At 72.2% G+C, this 18,103-nt stretch carries 15 protein-coding genes; 1 reads left to right on the top strand and 14 read right to left on the bottom strand.

Going from position 1 to position 18,103, the window contains the following annotated elements; translation table 11 throughout:
• Positions 1-128: 128 nt before the first annotated feature.
• The 9 genes from ACN26Z_RS15960 to ACN26Z_RS15920 form a co-directional block, all read right to left on the bottom strand.
• A complete protein-coding gene (locus ACN26Z_RS15960; protein WP_282238606.1) occupies positions 129-1,409 on the bottom strand; it encodes an ABC transporter substrate-binding protein in 1,281 nt (426 codons plus the stop codon).
• A gap of 65 nt (positions 1,410-1,474) precedes the next feature.
• Entirely contained in the window at positions 1,475-2,581 is a 1,107-nt protein-coding gene (locus ACN26Z_RS15955; protein WP_421461984.1) for a branched-chain amino acid ABC transporter permease, read from the bottom strand.
• Positions 2,578-3,456 (bottom strand): branched-chain amino acid ABC transporter permease, encoded by an 879-nt coding sequence (locus ACN26Z_RS15950; protein ID WP_093402232.1) that lies wholly within the window; start codon positions 3,454-3,456, stop codon positions 2,578-2,580. Before ACN26Z_RS15950 ends, ACN26Z_RS15955 begins: the two co-directional genes overlap by 4 nt.
• Before the next feature lie 15 nt (positions 3,457-3,471).
• Positions 3,472-4,191, bottom strand: coding sequence for an ABC transporter ATP-binding protein (locus tag ACN26Z_RS15945; RefSeq protein ID WP_093402231.1), 720 nt, complete (start codon positions 4,189-4,191; stop codon positions 3,472-3,474).
• Complete coding sequence (locus tag ACN26Z_RS15940; RefSeq protein WP_093402230.1) at positions 4,191-4,973, bottom strand: ABC transporter ATP-binding protein; 783 nt, start codon at positions 4,971-4,973, stop codon at positions 4,191-4,193. Before ACN26Z_RS15940 ends, ACN26Z_RS15945 begins: the two co-directional genes overlap by 1 nt.
• 87 nt (positions 4,974-5,060) lie before the next feature.
• Positions 5,061-6,182, bottom strand: coding sequence for an acyl-CoA dehydrogenase family protein (locus ACN26Z_RS15935; protein ID WP_421461980.1), 1,122 nt, complete (start codon positions 6,180-6,182; stop codon positions 5,061-5,063).
• A complete protein-coding gene (locus tag ACN26Z_RS15930; RefSeq protein ID WP_421461978.1) occupies positions 6,179-7,336 on the bottom strand; it encodes an acyl-CoA dehydrogenase family protein in 1,158 nt (385 codons plus the stop codon). The genes ACN26Z_RS15935 and ACN26Z_RS15930 overlap by 4 nt, the downstream gene beginning before the upstream one ends.
• Positions 7,337-7,452: 116 nt before the next feature.
• Complete coding sequence (locus ACN26Z_RS15925; protein ID WP_093402464.1) at positions 7,453-8,283, bottom strand: alpha/beta hydrolase family protein; 831 nt, start codon at positions 8,281-8,283, stop codon at positions 7,453-7,455.
• A 194-nt stretch (positions 8,284-8,477) separates the two neighbouring features.
• Positions 8,478-10,586, bottom strand: a complete 2,109-nt coding sequence (locus tag ACN26Z_RS15920; RefSeq protein WP_421461976.1) for a cellulose binding domain-containing protein — start codon at positions 10,584-10,586, stop codon at positions 8,478-8,480.
• A 323-nt stretch (positions 10,587-10,909) separates the two neighbouring features.
• On the opposite strand from ACN26Z_RS15920, the gene ACN26Z_RS15915 reads away from it, so the two are divergent.
• Positions 10,910-11,992, top strand: coding sequence for a glycoside hydrolase family 19 protein (locus tag ACN26Z_RS15915; RefSeq protein ID WP_421461974.1), 1,083 nt, complete (start codon positions 10,910-10,912; stop codon positions 11,990-11,992).
• A gap of 46 nt (positions 11,993-12,038) precedes the next feature.
• Here the strand turns inward: ACN26Z_RS15915 and ACN26Z_RS15910 are convergent, their stop codons facing one another.
• From ACN26Z_RS15910 to ACN26Z_RS15890, 5 genes are all read right to left on the bottom strand, one after another.
• Complete coding sequence (locus tag ACN26Z_RS15910) at positions 12,039-13,667, bottom strand: isovaleryl-CoA dehydrogenase (RefSeq protein WP_421461972.1); 1,629 nt, start codon at positions 13,665-13,667, stop codon at positions 12,039-12,041.
• Complete coding sequence (locus ACN26Z_RS15905; protein WP_421461970.1) at positions 13,664-14,263, bottom strand: TetR/AcrR family transcriptional regulator; 600 nt, start codon at positions 14,261-14,263, stop codon at positions 13,664-13,666. The genes ACN26Z_RS15910 and ACN26Z_RS15905 overlap by 4 nt, the downstream gene beginning before the upstream one ends.
• Positions 14,264-14,365: 102 nt before the next feature.
• Positions 14,366-15,670: a M48 family metalloprotease gene (locus ACN26Z_RS15900; protein WP_421461968.1), complete on the bottom strand. Its 1,305-nt coding sequence runs from the start codon at positions 15,668-15,670 to the stop codon at positions 14,366-14,368.
• A gap of 81 nt (positions 15,671-15,751) precedes the next feature.
• On the bottom strand, positions 15,752-16,633 hold the full coding sequence (locus ACN26Z_RS15895) for a bifunctional helix-turn-helix transcriptional regulator/GNAT family N-acetyltransferase (RefSeq protein WP_282238617.1): 882 nt from the start codon (positions 16,631-16,633) through the stop codon (positions 15,752-15,754).
• A gap of 15 nt (positions 16,634-16,648) precedes the next feature.
• The gene (locus ACN26Z_RS15890; protein WP_282238618.1) at positions 16,649-17,980 is read right to left on the bottom strand and encodes an MFS transporter; all 1,332 of its coding nucleotides are present in this window, start codon (positions 17,978-17,980) and stop codon (positions 16,649-16,651) included.
• Positions 17,981-18,103: the final 123 nt, after the last annotated feature.

Raw genomic sequence — 18,103 nt, 5'->3', positions numbered from 1 at the left:
CTGCCCGGACGAGCCGGCCCGATCGCACCGGTGCCGCCGCGGATCGCGGCGGGTCGGCGCGGGTCGGCTCAGCTCGCCGGTGTGCACCGACCGGGATCGGGCCGGGCGGTGCACACCGGGCGAGCGGATCAGGCGCTCGGCACGCCGTTCGCCGGTGGCGGCACCGGCGGTGTGGCGTACTCGTTGACCGGCCCGTCGGACTCGTCGGTCTCGTACGTCGGACCGAAGTAGCGCTGCTCTCCCCCTTCGACCCGGCTCAGCCGACCGCCGCCGTAACCGGAGTGGTCGGTGGCGGAGAACCGCAACGGCGCCACCCCGGGCCCCTGGTAGCCACCCTTGCGGACGGCTTCGACAAGCGACTCCCGGGTGAGGTCCTTGCCGGCGGCCTGGAGCACCTGCACGAACAGGTAGCCCACCGCCATTCCGTAGACGGTGTTGCCGTCGAACTCCGCGCCGCCGTTGTGCTCCGTGTTGACCTTGGTGAACAACTGGATCCACGGATCGTCGGCGTCGTTCTGCATCGGCAGGTAGTTCAGACCGACCATGCCCTCCAGCAGCCCGGCGGCGTCGCCGAGCTGGCGAGCCAGCGTCGGGTGGTCGGCGCCCACGTTCGACACCACCCACTGGGGGCGGAAGTCCAGTCGGGCGGCGGTGCCGACGGACAGGGCGGTGAAGCCCGGCACGGTGGCCAGGATGACCACCTCGCAACCGGCGGCCTTGAACGCACCGATCTGCGGCGCGACGTTTGTGTTGCTTGTGACGTAGGTCTGGCGGTCGGTCACGCCGTCGGCGCCGAGCACCTTCTCCACGCCGGCCAGCGCGTCCCGGCCGAAGTCGTCGTCCTGCCCGAGGAAGCAGACCTTGCGACCGGGCAGGGTGGTCTTCACGTGGTTCGCCAGGATCTTGCCCTCGACCGTGTAGTCGGGGTTGAAGCCGAAGGTGTTCGGATAGCGGTCGGGCTGGTCCCAGCTGCGGCTGCCGGAGGCGACGAAGAGGTCCGGCACCCGGTTGGTGTGCAGGAAGTCCAGCACGCCGGTGTGGGTCGGCGTGCCGAGGCCGTTGAGGATGGCGAAGACCTTGTCCTGGAGGACGAGCTGCCGGACGACCTGCTGGGTGGTGGCGGGGTTGTACCCGTCATCCATGATCTTGTACGTGATCTTGCGGCCGTGCACGCCGCCGTTGGCGTTGACGTAGTCGAAGTACGCCTTCGTCGCCGGGGCGATCTTCGAATAGCCGGCGGATGCCGGACCGGTCAGCGGCATGTGGGTGCCGACGACGATCTCCGAGTCGGTGACGCCGGGCACCGGCGCTCCCGCACCGGGACCGTCGTCCGAGCCGCACGCGGCAGAGGTGAGCAACAGGGTGAGAGTGGTGGCGATCACGAGACCGCGCCGTGCCGTGCTTCGCATGGGACACCGACCTTTCATCGGTCCGGTAGTGCGAAATGGATGGTTGGGGTGAGTAGGTGCGACGGTTACGACCGCCCGACCGGCCAGCGGGCGCGCATCGCCCTGGCCAGCCGGGACAACAACCCCTGCACACCGCCCGGCGCGACGATCATGACCGCGATCAGCGTGCTGCCGAAGATCGCCAGCGGCAGGTTGCCCTCCAGTCGCTGCGCCGCGGCCGGCGAGAGGGTGAACAGGTTGGTCAGGGAATGCGTCAGATCGGGCAGCGCGACCAGCAGGATGGCGCCCCAGGCCGCCCCGGCGATCCGACCGAGACCGCCGATGACCACGGCCATCAGCAGGAACAGCGACAACGTCAGGCCGAACGCGCCGGGCGACACGCTCTGCGCGAGCACCGCCAGCAGGGCCCCGCCGAGGCCAGCGCTGGCCGCGCTGACCACGAACGCGACCACCTGGGTACGGGCCACGTGGATACCGGCCAGCCGGGCGGCGACCTCGTCGTCGCGTACCGCCCGGAACGAGCGGCCGTAGCGGCTGCGGACCAGGTTCGCCAGCAGCACCAGGCAGATCAGGGACGCCGCGGCGGCCATCCAGAGCTGCCACCGCTCGTGCGGGAAGTAGCTGCCCAGCGCGGCCGGGGCCGGGGCCACCGGCACCGCCAGGCCCTGTTCGCCGTTGAAGACCCCGTCGAAGGTGACGGTCAACGCCGGCACCACCACCGCCACGGCCAGGGTCAGCCCGGCCAGGTACGGCCCGCGCAGCCGGGCGGCGGCGACCCCGACGACCGCGCCGACGACGACGGTGGCCAGCACCGCCACCACCAGCGACACGGCCAGCCACCCACCGGCGGTGAGACCCCGATCGGCGAAGGCGTTCTGTACCAGCGCGAGGCTGTAGGCGCCGGTGGCCATCAGCGCGCCGTGTCCCAGCGAGAGCTGCCCGCAGAGCCCGGTCAGGACGGTCAGCCCGGCGGTGGCGCAGAGGTAGGCCGCCACCGTGGCCAGTTGGTAGTTGCGGAACGAGTCGAGTTGATAGCTGACCGCCAGCACCAGCAGGGCGACGCCGGTCGCGACGGCGAGGTGGCGCACCAGGGTCGGCAGTGACCGGCCGGGGCGAACGGGATCGACGGCGGCGTGCCGGGTGGGCGGTGTCGCCGCCCGGGTGGCGCTCACACCCGCCTCGCGGCGACCGGGGCGAACAGCCCACCGGGGCGTAACAGCAGCACCGTCAGCAGCAGCGCGAGCACCGCGAGCGGGATGAGATCGCCGCCGGCGTACCCGCTGACGTAGGACAGCAGCAGGCCGACACCGAGACCGCCGACGACCGCGCCGGGCGGGCTGTCCAGCCCGCCGAGCACCGCGGCGGTGAACGCGGAGACGAAGACCAGGTCCATCGCGTGCGGATGCAGCCCCAGTTCGGTGGGGATGACCAGCATCCCGGCCAGGGCGCCGACACCCGAGGCCAGCGCCCAGCCGAGGGTGAGCATGCCGCCCACGTTCACCCCGAGCAGCCGGGACACCTCGGGTGCGAACGCCGCGGCGCGCATCCGCAGCCCGATCGCCGTCCGGGTGAAGACCCAGACCAGGGCCGCGCCGACCACCCCGACGGTGGCGAAGACGAACAGGTCGTACGGGGACAGCACGGCCGTGCCGCCGACCGTCAGCGCGGTCCGGCTGAACGGTGTCCGGGCCGGCAGGTACTCGTTGCCGTACACCATGCCGAGGATCGCCTGGATCAGCAGGACCAGCCCGAGCGCCACGATCACCGGATTGAGCGGTGACCGGTGGTCCACCAGCCGCATCACCGCGACGTCCACGACCGCGCCGAGCAGCAGCCCGGCCAGCAGCGCCGCGCCGAAGCCGAGCCAGTACGAGCCGGTCACGGCGGTGACGCTGTACGCGACGTACGCGGCGGCCACCGCCATCGCGCCCTGGGCGAAGTTGACGATCCGCCCGGCCCGCCAGATGAGCACCAGGGCGAGTGCGAACGCGGCGTAGACCGCGCCCCTCGACAGGCCGTCGAGGGTGAGGAAGAGGAAGCGGTCCACGGTCCTCCTTGCGCTTCAGAATCCGAGGTAGGCGTGGCGCAGGTCGGCGTCGTCGCGCAGCCGGGCGGCCGGGGCGGCCAGCGCGACCCGGCCGAGCGACATCACGATGCCCTGGTCGGCGACGGCCAGGGCGCTGCGCACGTTCTGCTCGACCAGCAGCACGGTCAGCCCGGTGTCGTCGCGCAGCTGGCGCAGCAACGCCATGGTCTGGGCCACCACCCGCGGCGCCAGGCCGAGTGACGGTTCGTCCAGCAGCAGCAGGCGGGGCCGGCCGACCAGCGCCCGACCGAGGGCCAGCATCTGCCGTTCGCCACCGGAGAGCTGGTGGCCGAGGTGTCGCCGCCGCGAGGCCAGCGGCTCGAACAGCTGATAGACCTCGTCGAGGGCGCGCGCGGCGTCGCTGCGGTCCCGCCGCCACAACGCGCCGAGCCGGAGGTTCTCCTCCACGGTGAGTTCGCCGATCACGCCGCGCCCCTCCGGCACGTGCGCGACGCCGCGCCGGACGAGTTGCTCGACCGGGGTGCCGCGCAGGTCGCGGCCGTCGAGGAGGATCCGACCGGCGGTCGGGCGCAGCATGCCCGACAGGGTGCGCAACAGGGTGGTCTTGCCGGCGCCGTTGGCGCCGATGACGGCGGCGATGGTGCCGGGGGGCACCCGCAGGTCGACGTCGTGCAGCACCGGCACCGGCCCGTAACCGGCGGCCAGGGCCTCGGCGGTGAGCAGGTCGCCGGCCACTACGCGGCCTCGTCGAGAGCCGCGCCGAGGTAGGCGTCCACCACGGCCGGATCCTCGCGGACCGCCTCGGGCGGCCCGGTGGCGACGACCCGCCCGAAGTCGAGCACCACGATCCGGTCACAGACCGCCATGACCAGGTCCATGTGGTGTTCCACGAGCAGTACCGCGCAGGGGTCGGAGGCCCGGTGCGGCAGCCCCCGGATCAGCTCCGCGAGGCTGTCCACGTCGTCCGCGCCGAGGCCGCCGGCCGGCTCGTCGAGCAGCAGCAGCCGGGGGCGCGCGGCCAGCGCGCGGGCGAGCGCGACCCGCTGGCGTACCGCGAACGGAAGGGTGTCCGGCGCGGCGTCGGCGTACTCCGTGATGCCCAGGTCGGCCAGGACGGCGCGGGCGTGCTCGCGCAGCCGGCGCTCGTCGCGGTCGCTGCGAGGCAGACCCAGCAGGGCCGGTATCAGCCCGGTGCGGGCGGTGTGGGTGGCCCCGGCCATCACGTTCTCCAGCACGGTGAGCCCGGCGAACAGGCCGGTGCCCTGCAACGTCCGGGCGATGCCCAGCCGGGTCAGCCGGTGCGGCCGTGGTCGAAAGGGCCGGCCGTCGAGGGTGAGTGTGCCGGTGTGCGCGGTGGCGAAGCCGCAGACGACGTTGAACAGCGTGGTCTTGCCGGCCCCGTTCGGACCGATCACCCCGACCACCTCGCCCGGCCCGACCGTCAACGAGACGTCGTCGAGGGCGATGAGGCCGCCGAAGCGGACGCCGACCTGGTGCAGTGCGAGACCGTCCGCCATCAGCCCGCTCCTCGCCTCGCCGCCATATTATTACACTCGGAGTGTACGTTTCTCGCGTGTTTCGTCAACACCCTCGATGCCTGGTTGTTACCTGTCGGTACTGCGACTCGTGACGCCCTCGGCGGTGCCCGGCCCGGGCAGGTCGACCAGCCGGGCCAGGGCGGCCCGGTGCCGGTCGGCGGTGCCGAAGGCGATCGCGGCGCTCTTGGCCCGCTTGAGATAGAGATGGGCCGGGTGCTCCCAGGTGAAGCCCAGCCCACCGTGCAACTGGACGCAGACCTCCGCCGCCCGGACCGCCACCGGGCCGCAGTACGCCTGCGCCAACGCGGCGGCCAACGACGCCTCGGAACCGGCGGCGTTGGCGGCCGCGTACCGGGCCACCGCCCGAGCCTCGGTCAGCTCCACCCAGAGGTCGGCCAGCCGGTGCTTGACCGCCTGGAACGAGCCGACCGGTCGGCCGAACTGTCGACGCTGCCGCACGTAGTCCACCGTCGTGTCCAGACACCACTGCGCCACCCCGACCTGTTCGGAGGCGAGCAGCGCCGCACCCGCGGTGAGCGCCGCCCGCACCGCCGTCGCGGCCACCTCGCCCGCCGCGACCCGGCGGGCGGGCGCGGCGGTGAACTCGATGTCGACGAGCGGTCGGGTGGCATCCAGCGACACCACGGGAGTCGTCCGCACCGCCGGATCGGCGGCGTCCACCGCGTACAGTCCGTCGCCGGTCGGGACCAGCAGCAGGCCAGGCGGCGCGGTGTCGGCGACGCCGGCCACCCGGCCGGAAAGCGTCGGCCCGGGGCCGGCGGTGACCGCGCCGGGAGCCGCGTCGGGCGCGGTGGCGAGACCGACGGCCAGCGCCACGTCGCGTTCGGCGGCCGCGACCTGACGCAGCAGCGTGGACTCGCCGCAGGCGAGCAGCGCCCGGGTGGCCACGACGGTGCCCAGGAAAGGCACCGGCGCGACCGCTCGGCCCAGTTCCTCCAGCACCACCGCGACCTCGCGGAACCCGGCCCCGGCGCCACCGTGCTCGGCCGGCACCACCAGGCCGGTCACCCCGGTCTGGTCGACCAGCCGACGCCACAGCTCCGCGTCGTACGACGCACCGGCGTCGACGGCGGCGAGGATGCGCTGCCACGGTGCGTGCGTGGCCAGCAGGGCGCGGACGCTGCCGCGCAGCGCCTCCTCGTCGGAGTCGTAGAGCAGGTCGGTCATCGGTCCACCCGGGGCTCGGCGGGCAGCCCGAGCACCCGCTCGGCGATGATGGTGCGCAGGATCTCCGACGTGCCGCCCTCGATGGAGTTACCCCGGGCGCGTAGATATCGATAGGTGGCGGTGCGGCCGAGCAGGTCCGGGGCCACCGGCCGCCGCATCGTCCAGTCGTCGTGCCGCAGCCCCTCGGCGCCGCGCAACTCGACCTCCAGCCCGCTGATCCGCTGGCTCAGCTCGGCGAAGGAGAGCTTCACCGCCGAACCCTCGGGGCCGGGTTGGCCGGCGGCGACCAGTTGGCGCAGACGCAGCGCGGCCAGCCGGGCGGCTTCGGCGCGCACCCACGCGCGCAGCACCTCCTCGTGCAGGCCACCGGTGCGCAGGTCCGGTCGCTCCCGCCACAGCCGGGCCAGCACCCCGACCATCCCGCCCTCCCGGGGCAGCGGCCGGCCGCCGATGGCGACCCGTTCGTTCATCAGGGTGGTGCGGGCGATCCGCCAACCGTGTCCGACCTCGCCGATGCGGTGGGTGTCGGGTATCCGGACACCGGTCAGGAACACCTCGTTGAACTCTGCCTCACCGGTGGCCTGCCGTAGTGGCCGCACCTGCACCCCCGGCGCCGCCATGTCACAGACGAAGTAGGTGAGGCCGTGATGCTTCGGTGCGGCGGGGTCGGTGCGGGCCAGCAGGATCGCCCAGCGCGCCTCGTGGGCCAGCGACGTCCACACCTTCTGCCCGTCGACCACCCAGCCGTCGCCGTCGGGCACCGCCCGGGTACGCAGGCTCGCCAGGTCGGAGCCGGCATCGGGCTCGCTGAACAGCTGGCACCACACCTCCTCGCCGGTCCACAACGGTCGCAGCCAGCGCCGGCACTGGGCCTCACTTGCGTGCCGCAGCAGGGTGGGCGCGGCCATGCCGAGCCCGATGCTGTTGCGCCGGGGCTGGTTGTCCGGCGCACCGGCCGCGGCGAAGGCGTCGTCCACCACCGCCTGGAGATGCGGCGGTGCGCCCAGGCCTCCGCGACCCGGCGGGTGATGCACCCAGGCCAGTCCGGCGTCGAAGCGAGCGCGCAGGAAGCCGGTGCGGTCACCGCTCGGATCGTGCCTCCGCAGGAACGCGGCGACCAGCCCGCGCAGCCCGTCGGCCGTGTGGTCGGACACTCGCCACCTCCAATATTTTTGCACTGCTGATGCAATATAAGGCCGCCGGTCCACGGGACGGAAGACCGGCGGCCGGACGGCCGGGGCGGACGCGACGCGACCGCCCCGGACCGACCTCAGTGCGGGCAGGTGTCGCGGTACTCCTCGATCGCCAGGCCGCTCGGCCCCGGGCAGAGGAACTGCTCGTACCGGGTGTCGTCGTCGACGAACCGCTTGAGCCAGGCCACCATCTGCTTGGCGGTGGGGGTGTTTACCGTGTTGGGGAAGAAGTGACCTTCGCCGTTGAGTTCGAGGTACGCCTTCTCCGCCGAGGCCGGGATGCTGTTGTAGAACGGCTCGGAGTGCGACGAGACCGAGGCCACGGTGTCGTACTCGCCGCCGACGATCAGCGTCGGCACCCGCAGGTTGGACCAGTTCTTGGTCAGGTTCCACGGCGCCAGCGGCACGGCGGCCTGCAACGACGGCCGGCTCGCCGCAGCCTCCAGGCTGCCGCCACCACCCATCGAGTGCCCGGCCACGGCCAGCCGACTGGCGTCGATCCGGCCGCGCACCGAACTGCGCTCGGTCAGGTAGTCCAGCGCGGCCAACAACTGCCGACCCCGGCTGCTCGGCTGGTCGAACCGGGTGATCGTGTCGATGCCGATGACCACGAAGCCGTGCGAGGCGATCCGCGGGCCGAGCCAGTCCAGGCTCGACCAGGAGGCGGTGTAGCCGGGCGAGATGGCCACCGCGCCGAAGGTGCCCGCCGTGGTGGTGGTCGGGTAGTAGATGACGCCGCCGCCGAAGCCGCTGACCAGCGAGGAGACGCTCGTCGACGAGGTGGCGAACGGGCCGCGGCTGGCCTCCAGGATGGCGTTTGTCGGTGCCGGTCCCCGCTCGTACGGGTTGGCGGCCTGGACTGGGGACGAGGCGGCGACGACGCCACCGGTGGCCACGACGGCGGCCATCGCCAGCCGGGCCAGGAGGGAGAGGGAACGGGGACGGGTGGTGGTGGTAGATCGCACGTCGGATACTCCCTTGGGTTGGAGTTGTATCGACTGCGATCAGTGTTTGGGGCGTCCCACCAGCCCCGCATCGGCAAAATCACCAGTCCCGGCGTCGTCGGTGGAGCGCGATGCCGCCACCGACGACGCCGGCGGCCTCACAGCACGGCGCAGAGGGTGCCGTTGAGCCGGAAGGCGGTAGGTGTCACGTTCGGCCCGCTGTACTCCCCGACGAAGCCGGCGCTCGTACCACCCTCGGCGGGTATCCGACGGTTGTCGTCGGTGCTGGTGACCCGGACGGTGGTGTCGACCTGCTCCCAGTTCGCGCTCCAGCCGCTGCCCACCCGCTGCCACGTCGTCGGCCAGGTCCAGGTCAGCGTCCAGCCGTCGATCTCGGTGTCGGTGTTGTTGACGATGTCGACGTTCGCCACGTAACCGTTGCCCCAGTCCGTGGTGCGGGTGAAGCGGACGCCGCAGCTGCTGGTGGCCGGGGCGCCGGTGGTGAAGGTCAGCGGCGGCGACGCCCACGAGACCCGGCCGGCGGTGTCCCGGGTCAGCACGTTGACCGTGTACCTGCGCCCGGGGACGAGGTTGTCCACGGTCAGCGAGGTGCCCGAGGTCTCGCCGAGCTGCTCGCTGACCGCGCCGTACTGCCGGTGCACCTCGTACTTGGCGATCGGGCTCGCGCCCCGGGTCGCCGCCGGCCAGGAGATCGTCGCGGTCCGGTCGGTGACCTCGGTGGCCGTGGGCTGCCCCGGTGCGCTGGGGTGCCCGGTGGCCGGAGCGGCTGACTGCACCACGAGCGTGGTCAGCGAGTACGGCGGCAGGGTCCGGCTGGTCGCGCTGCCGGACCGGCTGGTGGTGATGGCGGTGGCGCCGTTGGTGTGGGTGTGCACCGTCGGCTCCCCACTCGACGGGGCGAAGCCGGCGTAGTCGATGGTCACCTCGTGGGCGTTGTCCGGATCCCGGTTCACCAGCAGCACCGCGACCTCGCCGTTGGCCCGGCGTACCGCGTGTGCGGCCACCAGCGGGTCGTCGCTGGCCGCCCGGATGAACTGATCGCCGGTGCGGGCGAAGCGGCTCATCATCGACAGCCCGTGGTATGCGGCGAAGGGGGTGTTCAACGGCGGCTCGCAGACCGATCCGTCCGAGGTGCAGGTGCCGCTGGAGAGCATGCCGAAGTCGCCGTAGTCGGTCTGCCCGGCCACTGTCGACACCTGCCCGATGCCGTTGCGCACGTTCCACCAGTGGACGGTGAACACACCGTTGGCCAACAGCCCGCTGTACGCGTCGGCGAGGAACAGCGCGGCCGGCTGGCTGGTCATGCCCTGGGAGGTGACGTTCACCTCGGTGAGGCTGATGCCGATGCGCCCGGCGTCCGGGCCGGCGTACCTGGTGATCTGCTCCCGGAGCAGGTGGACCGCGTCGGTGATGTGGCTGGTCCGGGGCAGCGATTCGGCGGCGCTGCCACCCGGGTACCAGTGCACGTCAACGAAGTCGATCTTCTGGCCGGCGATGTCCAGCACGGTCTGGTTCCACGGTCCCGGATCGTCACCAGCGGTCAGCCCGTCGGGCCAGTTCGCCGGCATGGTGAGCACCGCGCCGACCTTGATGCTCGGGTCCACGGCCTTCATCGCGTCCGCGTACTCGACCACCAGGTTCGCGTAGTAGGTGGCGCTCTTGTCGGGGTGGTGGTCGGCCTCCCACGCCGACCCGTAGTGGCCGTTGCCGTAGTTCTCGTTGCCGACCGTCCAGTACCGGGCGTCGTAGCCCTTCGTCACGTTCGCGTACCGGACCCACTCGGCCGCTTCCTCCGGGGTGCCGGTGCCGTAGTTCGCGATGATCATCGGCTGGGCGCCGGCCCGCCGCACACCGGCCATGAAGGTGTCGAAGTCGGTGCCGGGGGCGACGTAGCCGCCGGGCGCGGTGTGGTCCTCCCAGTGGTAGATGTCGGCGTAGGAGCCGCCGGGATAACGCATCATCTGCACACCGGCCGTCCGCAGCAGGTCCGACGTCTCGGTGGTGCCCAGCTGCGAGTCCCAGATGGCGTGGTTGACGCCGAGCGCGGTGTCGGGCACGGTGGCCAGCCCGGCTCGGGCATTCACTGTGATCGCCGCCGACGTGCTCGCCGCGACGGCGTTCGGTTGGTCGATCCCGACCAGTGCCGTGCCGAGCAGCAGGCCGACCGCGAAGAAGGAGTGCGCGCGTCGGACGGATGGTCGAGGTCGGGCCAGGTGTCGAACCCCGTGCCGGTCCGAGAGTTTCATGATCTTCCTTCGTTGGTCACGCGGAGACCCACCGGCCCCGAGCCCGACGTGCCGGACCCGGGGCCGATGGATCGGAGACGAATCCGTCTTCGGCCGTCACCCCCCGGAACCGTGACGGTCCCGGTTGCCCATCGAGCGACGGTCACTCACACGCGCGACAACGCATCGGCGTCCAAGAATCCCACAGCAATCGGTCCGGCTCAACGCCCGGTTCACTGCTCGGAACTAATAGTAAGGTTTATGAACAGTGGGTGTTACCATCACAGTCGTCGATGACCGTTCCGGCTCTCGACGTACCACTCCCCCCGGAAAGGAGTGATCGCATGTCGAGATTGCGCGCCCTGGCCGCGCTCGCGGCACTGACGCTCACCGGCGCGCTGCTGGCGGTCATCCCGTCGACCGCCGCCTCCGCCGCCGCCTGTGCCACCCCGTGGCAGTCCGCCGCGGTCTACACCTCGGGCATGCAGGTCTCCCACAACGGCCGCAACTACCAGGCGAAGTGGTGGACGCAGAGCGAGGCCCCGCCCGGCACCACCGGAGTCTGGCAGGATCTCGGCGCCTGCGGCGGCAGCACCCCGCCGCCCCCGGGCGGCACCTGCAACCATCCCAACTGGATCGCCGGCACCTGGTACCCGGCCGGCAGCATCGTGCGGTACACCAACGGCCAGTACTACATCGCCGAGCACGACAATCCCGGCTACGACCCGATCATCAGCACCTGGTACTGGAACCCGTACACCTGCTCGGGCACGCCGCCCACCAGCAGCCCGCCACCGACCAACCCGGGTGGCTTCGTGGTCAGCGAGGCCCAGTTCCGTCAGATGTTCCCGAACCGGAACTCCTTCTACACGTACTCCGGGCTGATCAATGCGCTGAGCGCCTACCCGGCGTTCGCGCGCACCGGTAGTGCCACCGTGCAGCGACAGGAGGCGGCGGCCTTCCTGGCGAACGTCTACCACGAGACCGGCGGCCTGGTGCACATCGTGGAGCAGAACACCGCCAACTACCCGCACTACTGCGACAGCGGCCAGCCGTACGGCTGCCCGGCTGGCCAGGCCGCCTACTACGGGCGCGGGCCGATCCAACTGAGCTGGAACTTCAACTACAACGCGGCCGGCGCCGCCCTCGGGCTGCCGCTGCTGACGAACCCGTGGCTGGTGCAGAACGACGCTGCCGTGGCCTGGAAGACCGCCATCTGGTACTGGATGACGCAGCACGGGCCCGGCACGATGACCGCGCACAACGCGATGGTCACCGGGGCCGGCTTCGGGCAGACCATCCGCAGCATCAACGGCTCGATCGAGTGCAACGGCGGCAACCCCGCCCAGGTGCAGAGTCGGGTCACCCGGTACCAGCAGTTCGTGGGCATCCTCGGGGTGCCCGCCGGAGCGAACCTCTACTGCTGATCCCCCGGCTCCGGCGTCGCCGCCCACCGCGGCGGCGCCGGACCGGTCAGCCCACCTTCGGGGTGGCCCGGTCGATGATCGCGGCGAAGTCGACGCCGGCCGGCAACGTGCCGTAGGCATGCCCCCGGTCGCCACCGAGCCGGGACGCGCAGAAGGCGTCGGCGACCGCCGGGTGACCGTGACGCACCAACAGCGCCCCCTGCAACACCAGCGCCAGTTGTTCGACCACCCGGCGGGCACGTACCTCCAGATCGGCCGGATCGGCCAGGGCCGCCCGCACCTGGCGGACCGCGGCGTCGAGCCGGGCGTCAGCGCCCGCGGCGGCGTCCACCTCCGACTGGAACGCCGCCAGCACCTCGGGCTGGCCGGCCAGCGCCCGCAGCACGTCCAGCGCGGCGACGTTCCCCGAGCCCTCCCAGATGGAGTTCAGCGGCGATTCGCGGAACAGCCGCGGCATCCCGGACTCCTCCACGTAGCCGTTCCCGCCCAGGCACTCCAGGGCCTCCGCGGCGTGACCGGGCCACCGCTTGCAGACCCAGTACTTGCCCACGGCGAGGGCGATCCGCTTGAACGCCGTCTCGGCCGCGTCGCCACGTGCCGAACGGTCGGTCGCCCCGGCCAGGCGCATCATCAGCACCGTGGCGGCCTCGGACTCCACCGCCAGGTCGGCCAGGACGTTGCGCATCAGCGGCTGATCCACGAGGTACCGACCGAACGCCCGCCGGTGCGCGGCGTGATGGGTGGCGGTGACGACCCCGTGGCGCATGCCGGAGGCCGCACCGATCACGCAGTCCAACCGGGTCAGGTTCACCATGTCGATGATGGTGCGGACGCCCCGGCCCTCGTCGCCGACCCGCCAGGCCACCGCCTCGTCGTACTCCACCTCGGCGGAGGCGTTGGAGCGGTTGCCGAGCTTGTCCTTCAGCCGCATCAGCCGCATCGGGTTCCGGGTGCCGTCGGGAAGCACCCGCGGGACCAGGAAGCAGGTGAGCCCGCCCGGCGCCTGGGCGAGGGTGAGGAAGAGGTCGCACATCGGCGCTGAGGTGAACCACTTGTGCCCGACCAGCCGGTAGCTGCCGTCGGGCGTCGGGCGGGCCGTCGTGGTGTTCGCCCGGACGTCCGACCCGCCCTGCTTCTCGGTCATCGACATGCCCGCGAGCAGCCCCTGCTTGCGCTGCGGTTCACGCAGCCCGAAATCGTAGCTGCGGGCGGTGAGCAGCGGTTCGTAGCGAGCGGCCAGGTCGGGGGCGTGCCGCAGCGCCGGTACCGCCGCGTACGTCATCGAGATCGGGCAACCATGGCCGGCGTCGGGTCGCCAGACGTGGAACTTCGCGGCCCGGGCGACATGCGCGCCGGGTCGCTCGTCGGCCCAGGGAGCGGCGTGCAGGCCGTGCGCCACGGCGGTACGCATCAACTCGTGCCAGGAGGGGTGGAACTCCACCTCGTCGACCCGGTGTCCGTACCGGTCGTGGGTACGCAGCACCGGCGGATGTTCGTTGGCCAGCCGGCCGTGCTCGACCGCCTGTTCGGTGCCGGCCAGCCGGCCGAGTTCGTGCACCTCGGCCGTGGCCCAGTCGGCCCCCTCCCGGGCCAGCGCGTCGAGCAGCGCGGGCTCGTCCGCCGTGTCGTGGCTGACCAGCGGCGGCACCTGGTTGAACACCTCGTGTGTGCTCACGACGGGACTCCCAACGCGCGGTGGATGAAGGTGATCAGGCCGCCGACGGTGTCCGGGCCGGCGACGCCGGCGGCCAGCGGGCCGACCATCGCCTCAGCCAGCGCGCCGACCACTGCGGTGGAGGTCAGCTCGGGATCCTGCGCCGGCAGCTCACCGTCGGCCACCCCGTCGGCGATGTAGCCGGCCAGCAGCGCCGCGTGGGCACGCCGGAAGACCAGTCGCTGCGCCTCCACCGCCGGATCGACCGGCTCGGCGAGCAGGGCGTACGCCAGCCGTGGCGACCGTAGGGCCCGGCCGGCGAAGGTTTCGATGACCGCGCGGACCCGCGCCGCGGCCGTGCTCTCGGCCGCGGCGGCCCGGGTGACGGCGTCGATCTCGCGCTGGCTGGCGGAACGGAACACCTCGGCGACGAGGTCGGCCTTGGCGGGAAAGTGACGGTACACGCTGCCGGTCGCCACCCCGGCCCGCGCCGCGACGGCAGCGACCGCGCAGCCGGCATAGCCGTCATCGGCCAGGATGTCGATCGCGGCGGCCACGATGCGTTCCCGCGAGGCGGTCAGCCGCGCCTTCACCCGCTCCGTGCTCCGGTAGGCCACCAAAGGATTGAACCATCATTCATTTCTTGCCGGCAAGCACCCGACCGGCGACCAGTACCGCCGCCGGGACGTCCCCGCCGGGTGAGCCTCAGGCGGCCACGGTCACAGGTCGTACGCCTGCGCGAGTTGCTTGCGCAGCGCCTCGACGAATGGCCGCAGCTCGGCATCGAGGGAGGCCGCTTCGTCGGGGGTGACCACGACCGAGGCGTCCCGGTGGGGCATTCCCGAGATCACCTGGTGCCGCCGGCCCGGCGCCGGATGGCTGGCGAGCAGTGACGCGTACTCGCGGATGGTGAGCTGACGCAGCATCGGCAGCCGCACTGCCTGCTCCGCACGGGTGGTGGCGATGGCCCGCCGCCACACATCCATCGCGACCCCCGGCGTTGGATGCGCGGTGACGAGAGGCGACAGCAGAGGCGACAACGCCAAGACGTCGATCATGCTGAGAGCCGCGGTGCTGCCCGCCGCACTCGCCGCCATCGCGTCGGCTCGCACCTCCGCTCGACGCCCCTCCCGGGCATCGAGCGTGTTCATCGCGAGGTGTACGGCGAACAGCAGCCAGCTGACGGCACCTCCGACCAACTGCCAGAGTGTGTAGAAGAGGGCGTAGATACCCGCCACGTCCCTGTCGTGCGCGTCTCCGTGTGGCGGCCGGGTCACGGTCGCGAGCATGCCGAAGAAGGTCCGGGCCGGCTGCGTGAGGAGACGACGGCGGGAGTCGGCCCAGCGGAAGTGTCCGAGTTCGTGACCGATCAGTGCCACCATCTCCTGCGGCGACAGGCCCACGAGCAGCGGTACACCGAGCAGCAGTACTCGGGTCCTGCGCACCCCGACGACTGCCGCCGCCGCGTTCCACTCGCCGTTGAGCACTATGAGGTCGGGCTTCGGTGCGCCGACAGAGTCGCCGACCTGTTCGACCAGACGGTGCAGCGCCGCCTGTCGCTGCGGAGTCAACCGGTAGGTGCCTTTGACCACCTGTCGGACGCTGCCCAGGCGGGGACGCAGCGCGTAGGCCACGGCGGCGAGCAGCAGCGGCAGAATCAACGGCCCCACGCCGTCGACCAGCAGCCACACGGCGGCGGCCAGCGCACCTAACGGAAGAAGCACCAGCGCGAACGAGACCAGCACGAGCAGCAGGAAGGCAGGCGTCAGCCAGGAGTGGGAAGCACCCAACTGCGTGGCCATGTGGGCCAGGCGGCGGTCCGCCCGGAACCCGGCACGACGATCGAGCCGTTCGAGAGACCGGCCGAGACGGCCGACGGCACTCGAAGCGGCGACGTCGAGGTTCCACTCACAACGTCCGCACCAGGGTGGCTGATCGACGACGGTCCGCAGCTCCGTGCTGGCGCAATCCGGGCAGGAGCCGACGCCGGGCTCGGACATGATGTGGTCACGCGCGATGGGCACCGCGACAGTGTGATCAACTGCTATGTCTCCGTCAACGGCTCACCATCGCCGGGCTTCGGCGGGTACCTGCCAGCGCGCGTTTCAGGTCAGCGGCTTGGCGAACCAGTGGTGGGCGTACGGGTTGTCGTTGTAGCGCGGGATCTCCTGGTAACCCTCGGCGCGGTAGAGCCGCATCGCCTCGGTGAGAGTGCGGTTGGTGTCGAGGCGGATGCTGGCCGCGCCGGCCGCCACGGCGTGCCGCTCCAACTCGCCCAGCAGGCGACGCCCGACGCCGAGCCCGCGCACCGAGGCCGACACCCAGAGGCGCTTGATCTCGGCGGGCTCGCCCGGGGACAGCCGCAGCCCACCACAGCCCACCGCCTCGGTCGAGAGGGTGGCGACCAGGAAGAGGCCGGCCGGAGGCACGTATTCCTGCTCGTCGGCGCCGCCCTGACCCACCTCGAAGCCGGAGTCGAACCGGGCGGCGAGTTCCCGCACGTACGCCCGCAGGCAGGCGCGGGCACGCGGCTCACCGGGATGGCAGGGTTCGATGGTGACAAGCGACGCCATCAACAGGCGCTCGACCTCGGCCATGGCGCTGGTGAGCCGGGCGCGTTGGCCGGCGGTGAGCGGTGCGAGGACGGACCAGGCCAGCTCGTCGGACCTGCCGTCCAGCAGGTGCCACTCGGCGCGGCCGGCGTCGGTGAGGCGGACGGTCCGCACCCGGCCGTCTCCCCCAGCGGGCCCCACCACGACGAGGCCCGCACCCTCCAGCGTCCGGAGCAGCCGGCTGAGGTAGCCGGCGTCGAGATCCAGCCGGGTACGCAGGGCCGCGACCTCGGCACCGTCGGGTCCGATCTCCCAGAGCAGCCGTGCTTGCGCCAGGGGCCGATCCCGAGCGAGATAGCTGTCGTCGAGCGCGCCGACGCGCTGGGTCACCGTGCGGTTGAAGCGCCGCACCACGTCCACGAGTGCACGATCCACGATTGCTGACTTTAGTCAGATATTCGAGTGACGAACAGTCGCCGGGGACGATGAGCCGCGCAGGGTCGGCGTGGCCAGGGCCGCCAGCCCGGTCACGGCGAGTACGCCCGCGCAGCCGAACAGCACCGCCGGGACGTCCACGATCTCGACGACGAGGCCGAACGCGTTGGCCGTCACCAACAACGGCAGGCTCTGCGCCAGCACCAGCACGGACTGCACCCGAGCCAGATGGGTGAGCGGCGTGGCGGCCAGGACCAGTGGACCGACGTGCGTGGCGAAGCAGCCGGCGCCGGCACCGACGAGCACACCGGCCAGGACGGCCGGCAGCGGAGCGCGGGCGACCGCGAGCGCGACCACGCCAGCGGCGGCGACCAGCAGGCCGACGGCGGCCACCGCTGCGGGACGGGAGGACCCACCGCGCAGCAGAACCCCCAGCGCGATGGCGGCGGTGCCCAGCGCCATCGCCGCGACGACCGCGCCGGTGGCCGACGCCGACCAGTCCCGCTGCCGGGCCAGCAGGGGCACCAGCAGCGTGCCGACCGGCAGGAGGAACCCGGCCGCGACGCCGGTCACCAGCAGCGCCAGCCGCAGCACCGGCACCGACCAGGCGAGGCGCAGTCCGTCCAACCCGGCCGACACCGGCGACCGCCGGTGAGCCACCCCGGCGCCGGGCGGCCTGTGGCCTCGTCCGGTGTTCGGTGGCCGCCCGCCGTCCGACCCGGCGTCGGGCGGCCCCTCGCAGTCCGGCCCGGCGTCCTGCGGTTGCTCGGCGGCGGGTCGGACGACCAGCAGGACCGCGAGCATCGCCAGGAAGGTGGCGGTGTTGGTCAGGGCCGCCCCGGCGAGCCCGGTCATCCCGAGCAGCACGCCACCCAGCGGCGGGCCGCTGAACAGCGCGAACTGCCCGACGAGTTGCCGGGCCGACATCGCGCGGGCCAGCACCCCCGGCGGTACCAGCCGCCGTGGCATCGAGCCCGAACTCGGCAGCTGAAAGGCGTCCACGGTGCCGATCGCCAGCGCGGTGAGCAGCAGCGGCAGCCGCAGGTCGAGCGGCGACCACGCGACGGCGGCCAATGCCACGGTGACCACCACCATGGCCGCGTTCGAGGCGAGCAGGACGAGCCAGACGCCGAACCGGTCGGCCACCGCACCGCCCACCAACAGCAGCAACACCCGAGGCAGCACGATCGCGGTCGGTACCAGGGCGGCGAACCGAGCCCCCTGCCCGGCCGCCGACCAGGCCATCGCGAACGCCATCGCCTGTACGCCGACCAGACTCAGCGCGCTGCCGCCCAACCACACCCGGTACGCACCCGGCATCTTCGCCCGGCCCCCACTTGCCACCACCACGTGCCCCTGCCGTCGCCGCTCGCCCGACCGGTCTCGGCGAGGACGCCGGCCGGCTGCCCTCGGCACCCTCCGGCCTCGACCGGGTCGAGGGTCAATCCGGGTCGCCCCGCAGCCCCGTCA

Source organism: Verrucosispora sp. WMMD703 (genome assembly GCF_049178935.1).
GTDB classification, from domain to species: domain Bacteria; phylum Actinomycetota; class Actinomycetes; order Mycobacteriales; family Micromonosporaceae; genus Micromonospora; species Micromonospora sediminimaris.
The sequence above is the reverse complement of the archived record's forward strand: the minus strand, read 5'-3'. Positions and strand labels throughout refer to the sequence as shown.

Coding starts and splice junctions, on each gene's coding strand:
- ACN26Z_RS15925 (WP_093402464.1), bottom strand. CDS start 8,283: ATGGCCGCCGTCGTGGCCACCGGTGGCGTCGTCGCCGCCTCGTCCCCA.
- ACN26Z_RS15940 (WP_093402230.1), bottom strand. CDS start 4,973: ATGGCGGACGGTCTCGCACTGCACCAGGTCGGCGTCCGCTTCGGCGGC.
- ACN26Z_RS15960 (WP_282238606.1), bottom strand. CDS start 1,409: ATGCGAAGCACGGCACGGCGCGGTCTCGTGATCGCCACCACTCTCACC.
- ACN26Z_RS15935 (WP_421461980.1), bottom strand. CDS start 6,182: ATGACCGACCTGCTCTACGACTCCGACGAGGAGGCGCTGCGCGGCAGC.
- ACN26Z_RS15920 (WP_421461976.1), bottom strand. CDS start 10,586: ATGAAACTCTCGGACCGGCACGGGGTTCGACACCTGGCCCGACCTCGA.
- ACN26Z_RS15915 (WP_421461974.1), top strand. CDS start 10,910: ATGTCGAGATTGCGCGCCCTGGCCGCGCTCGCGGCACTGACGCTCACC.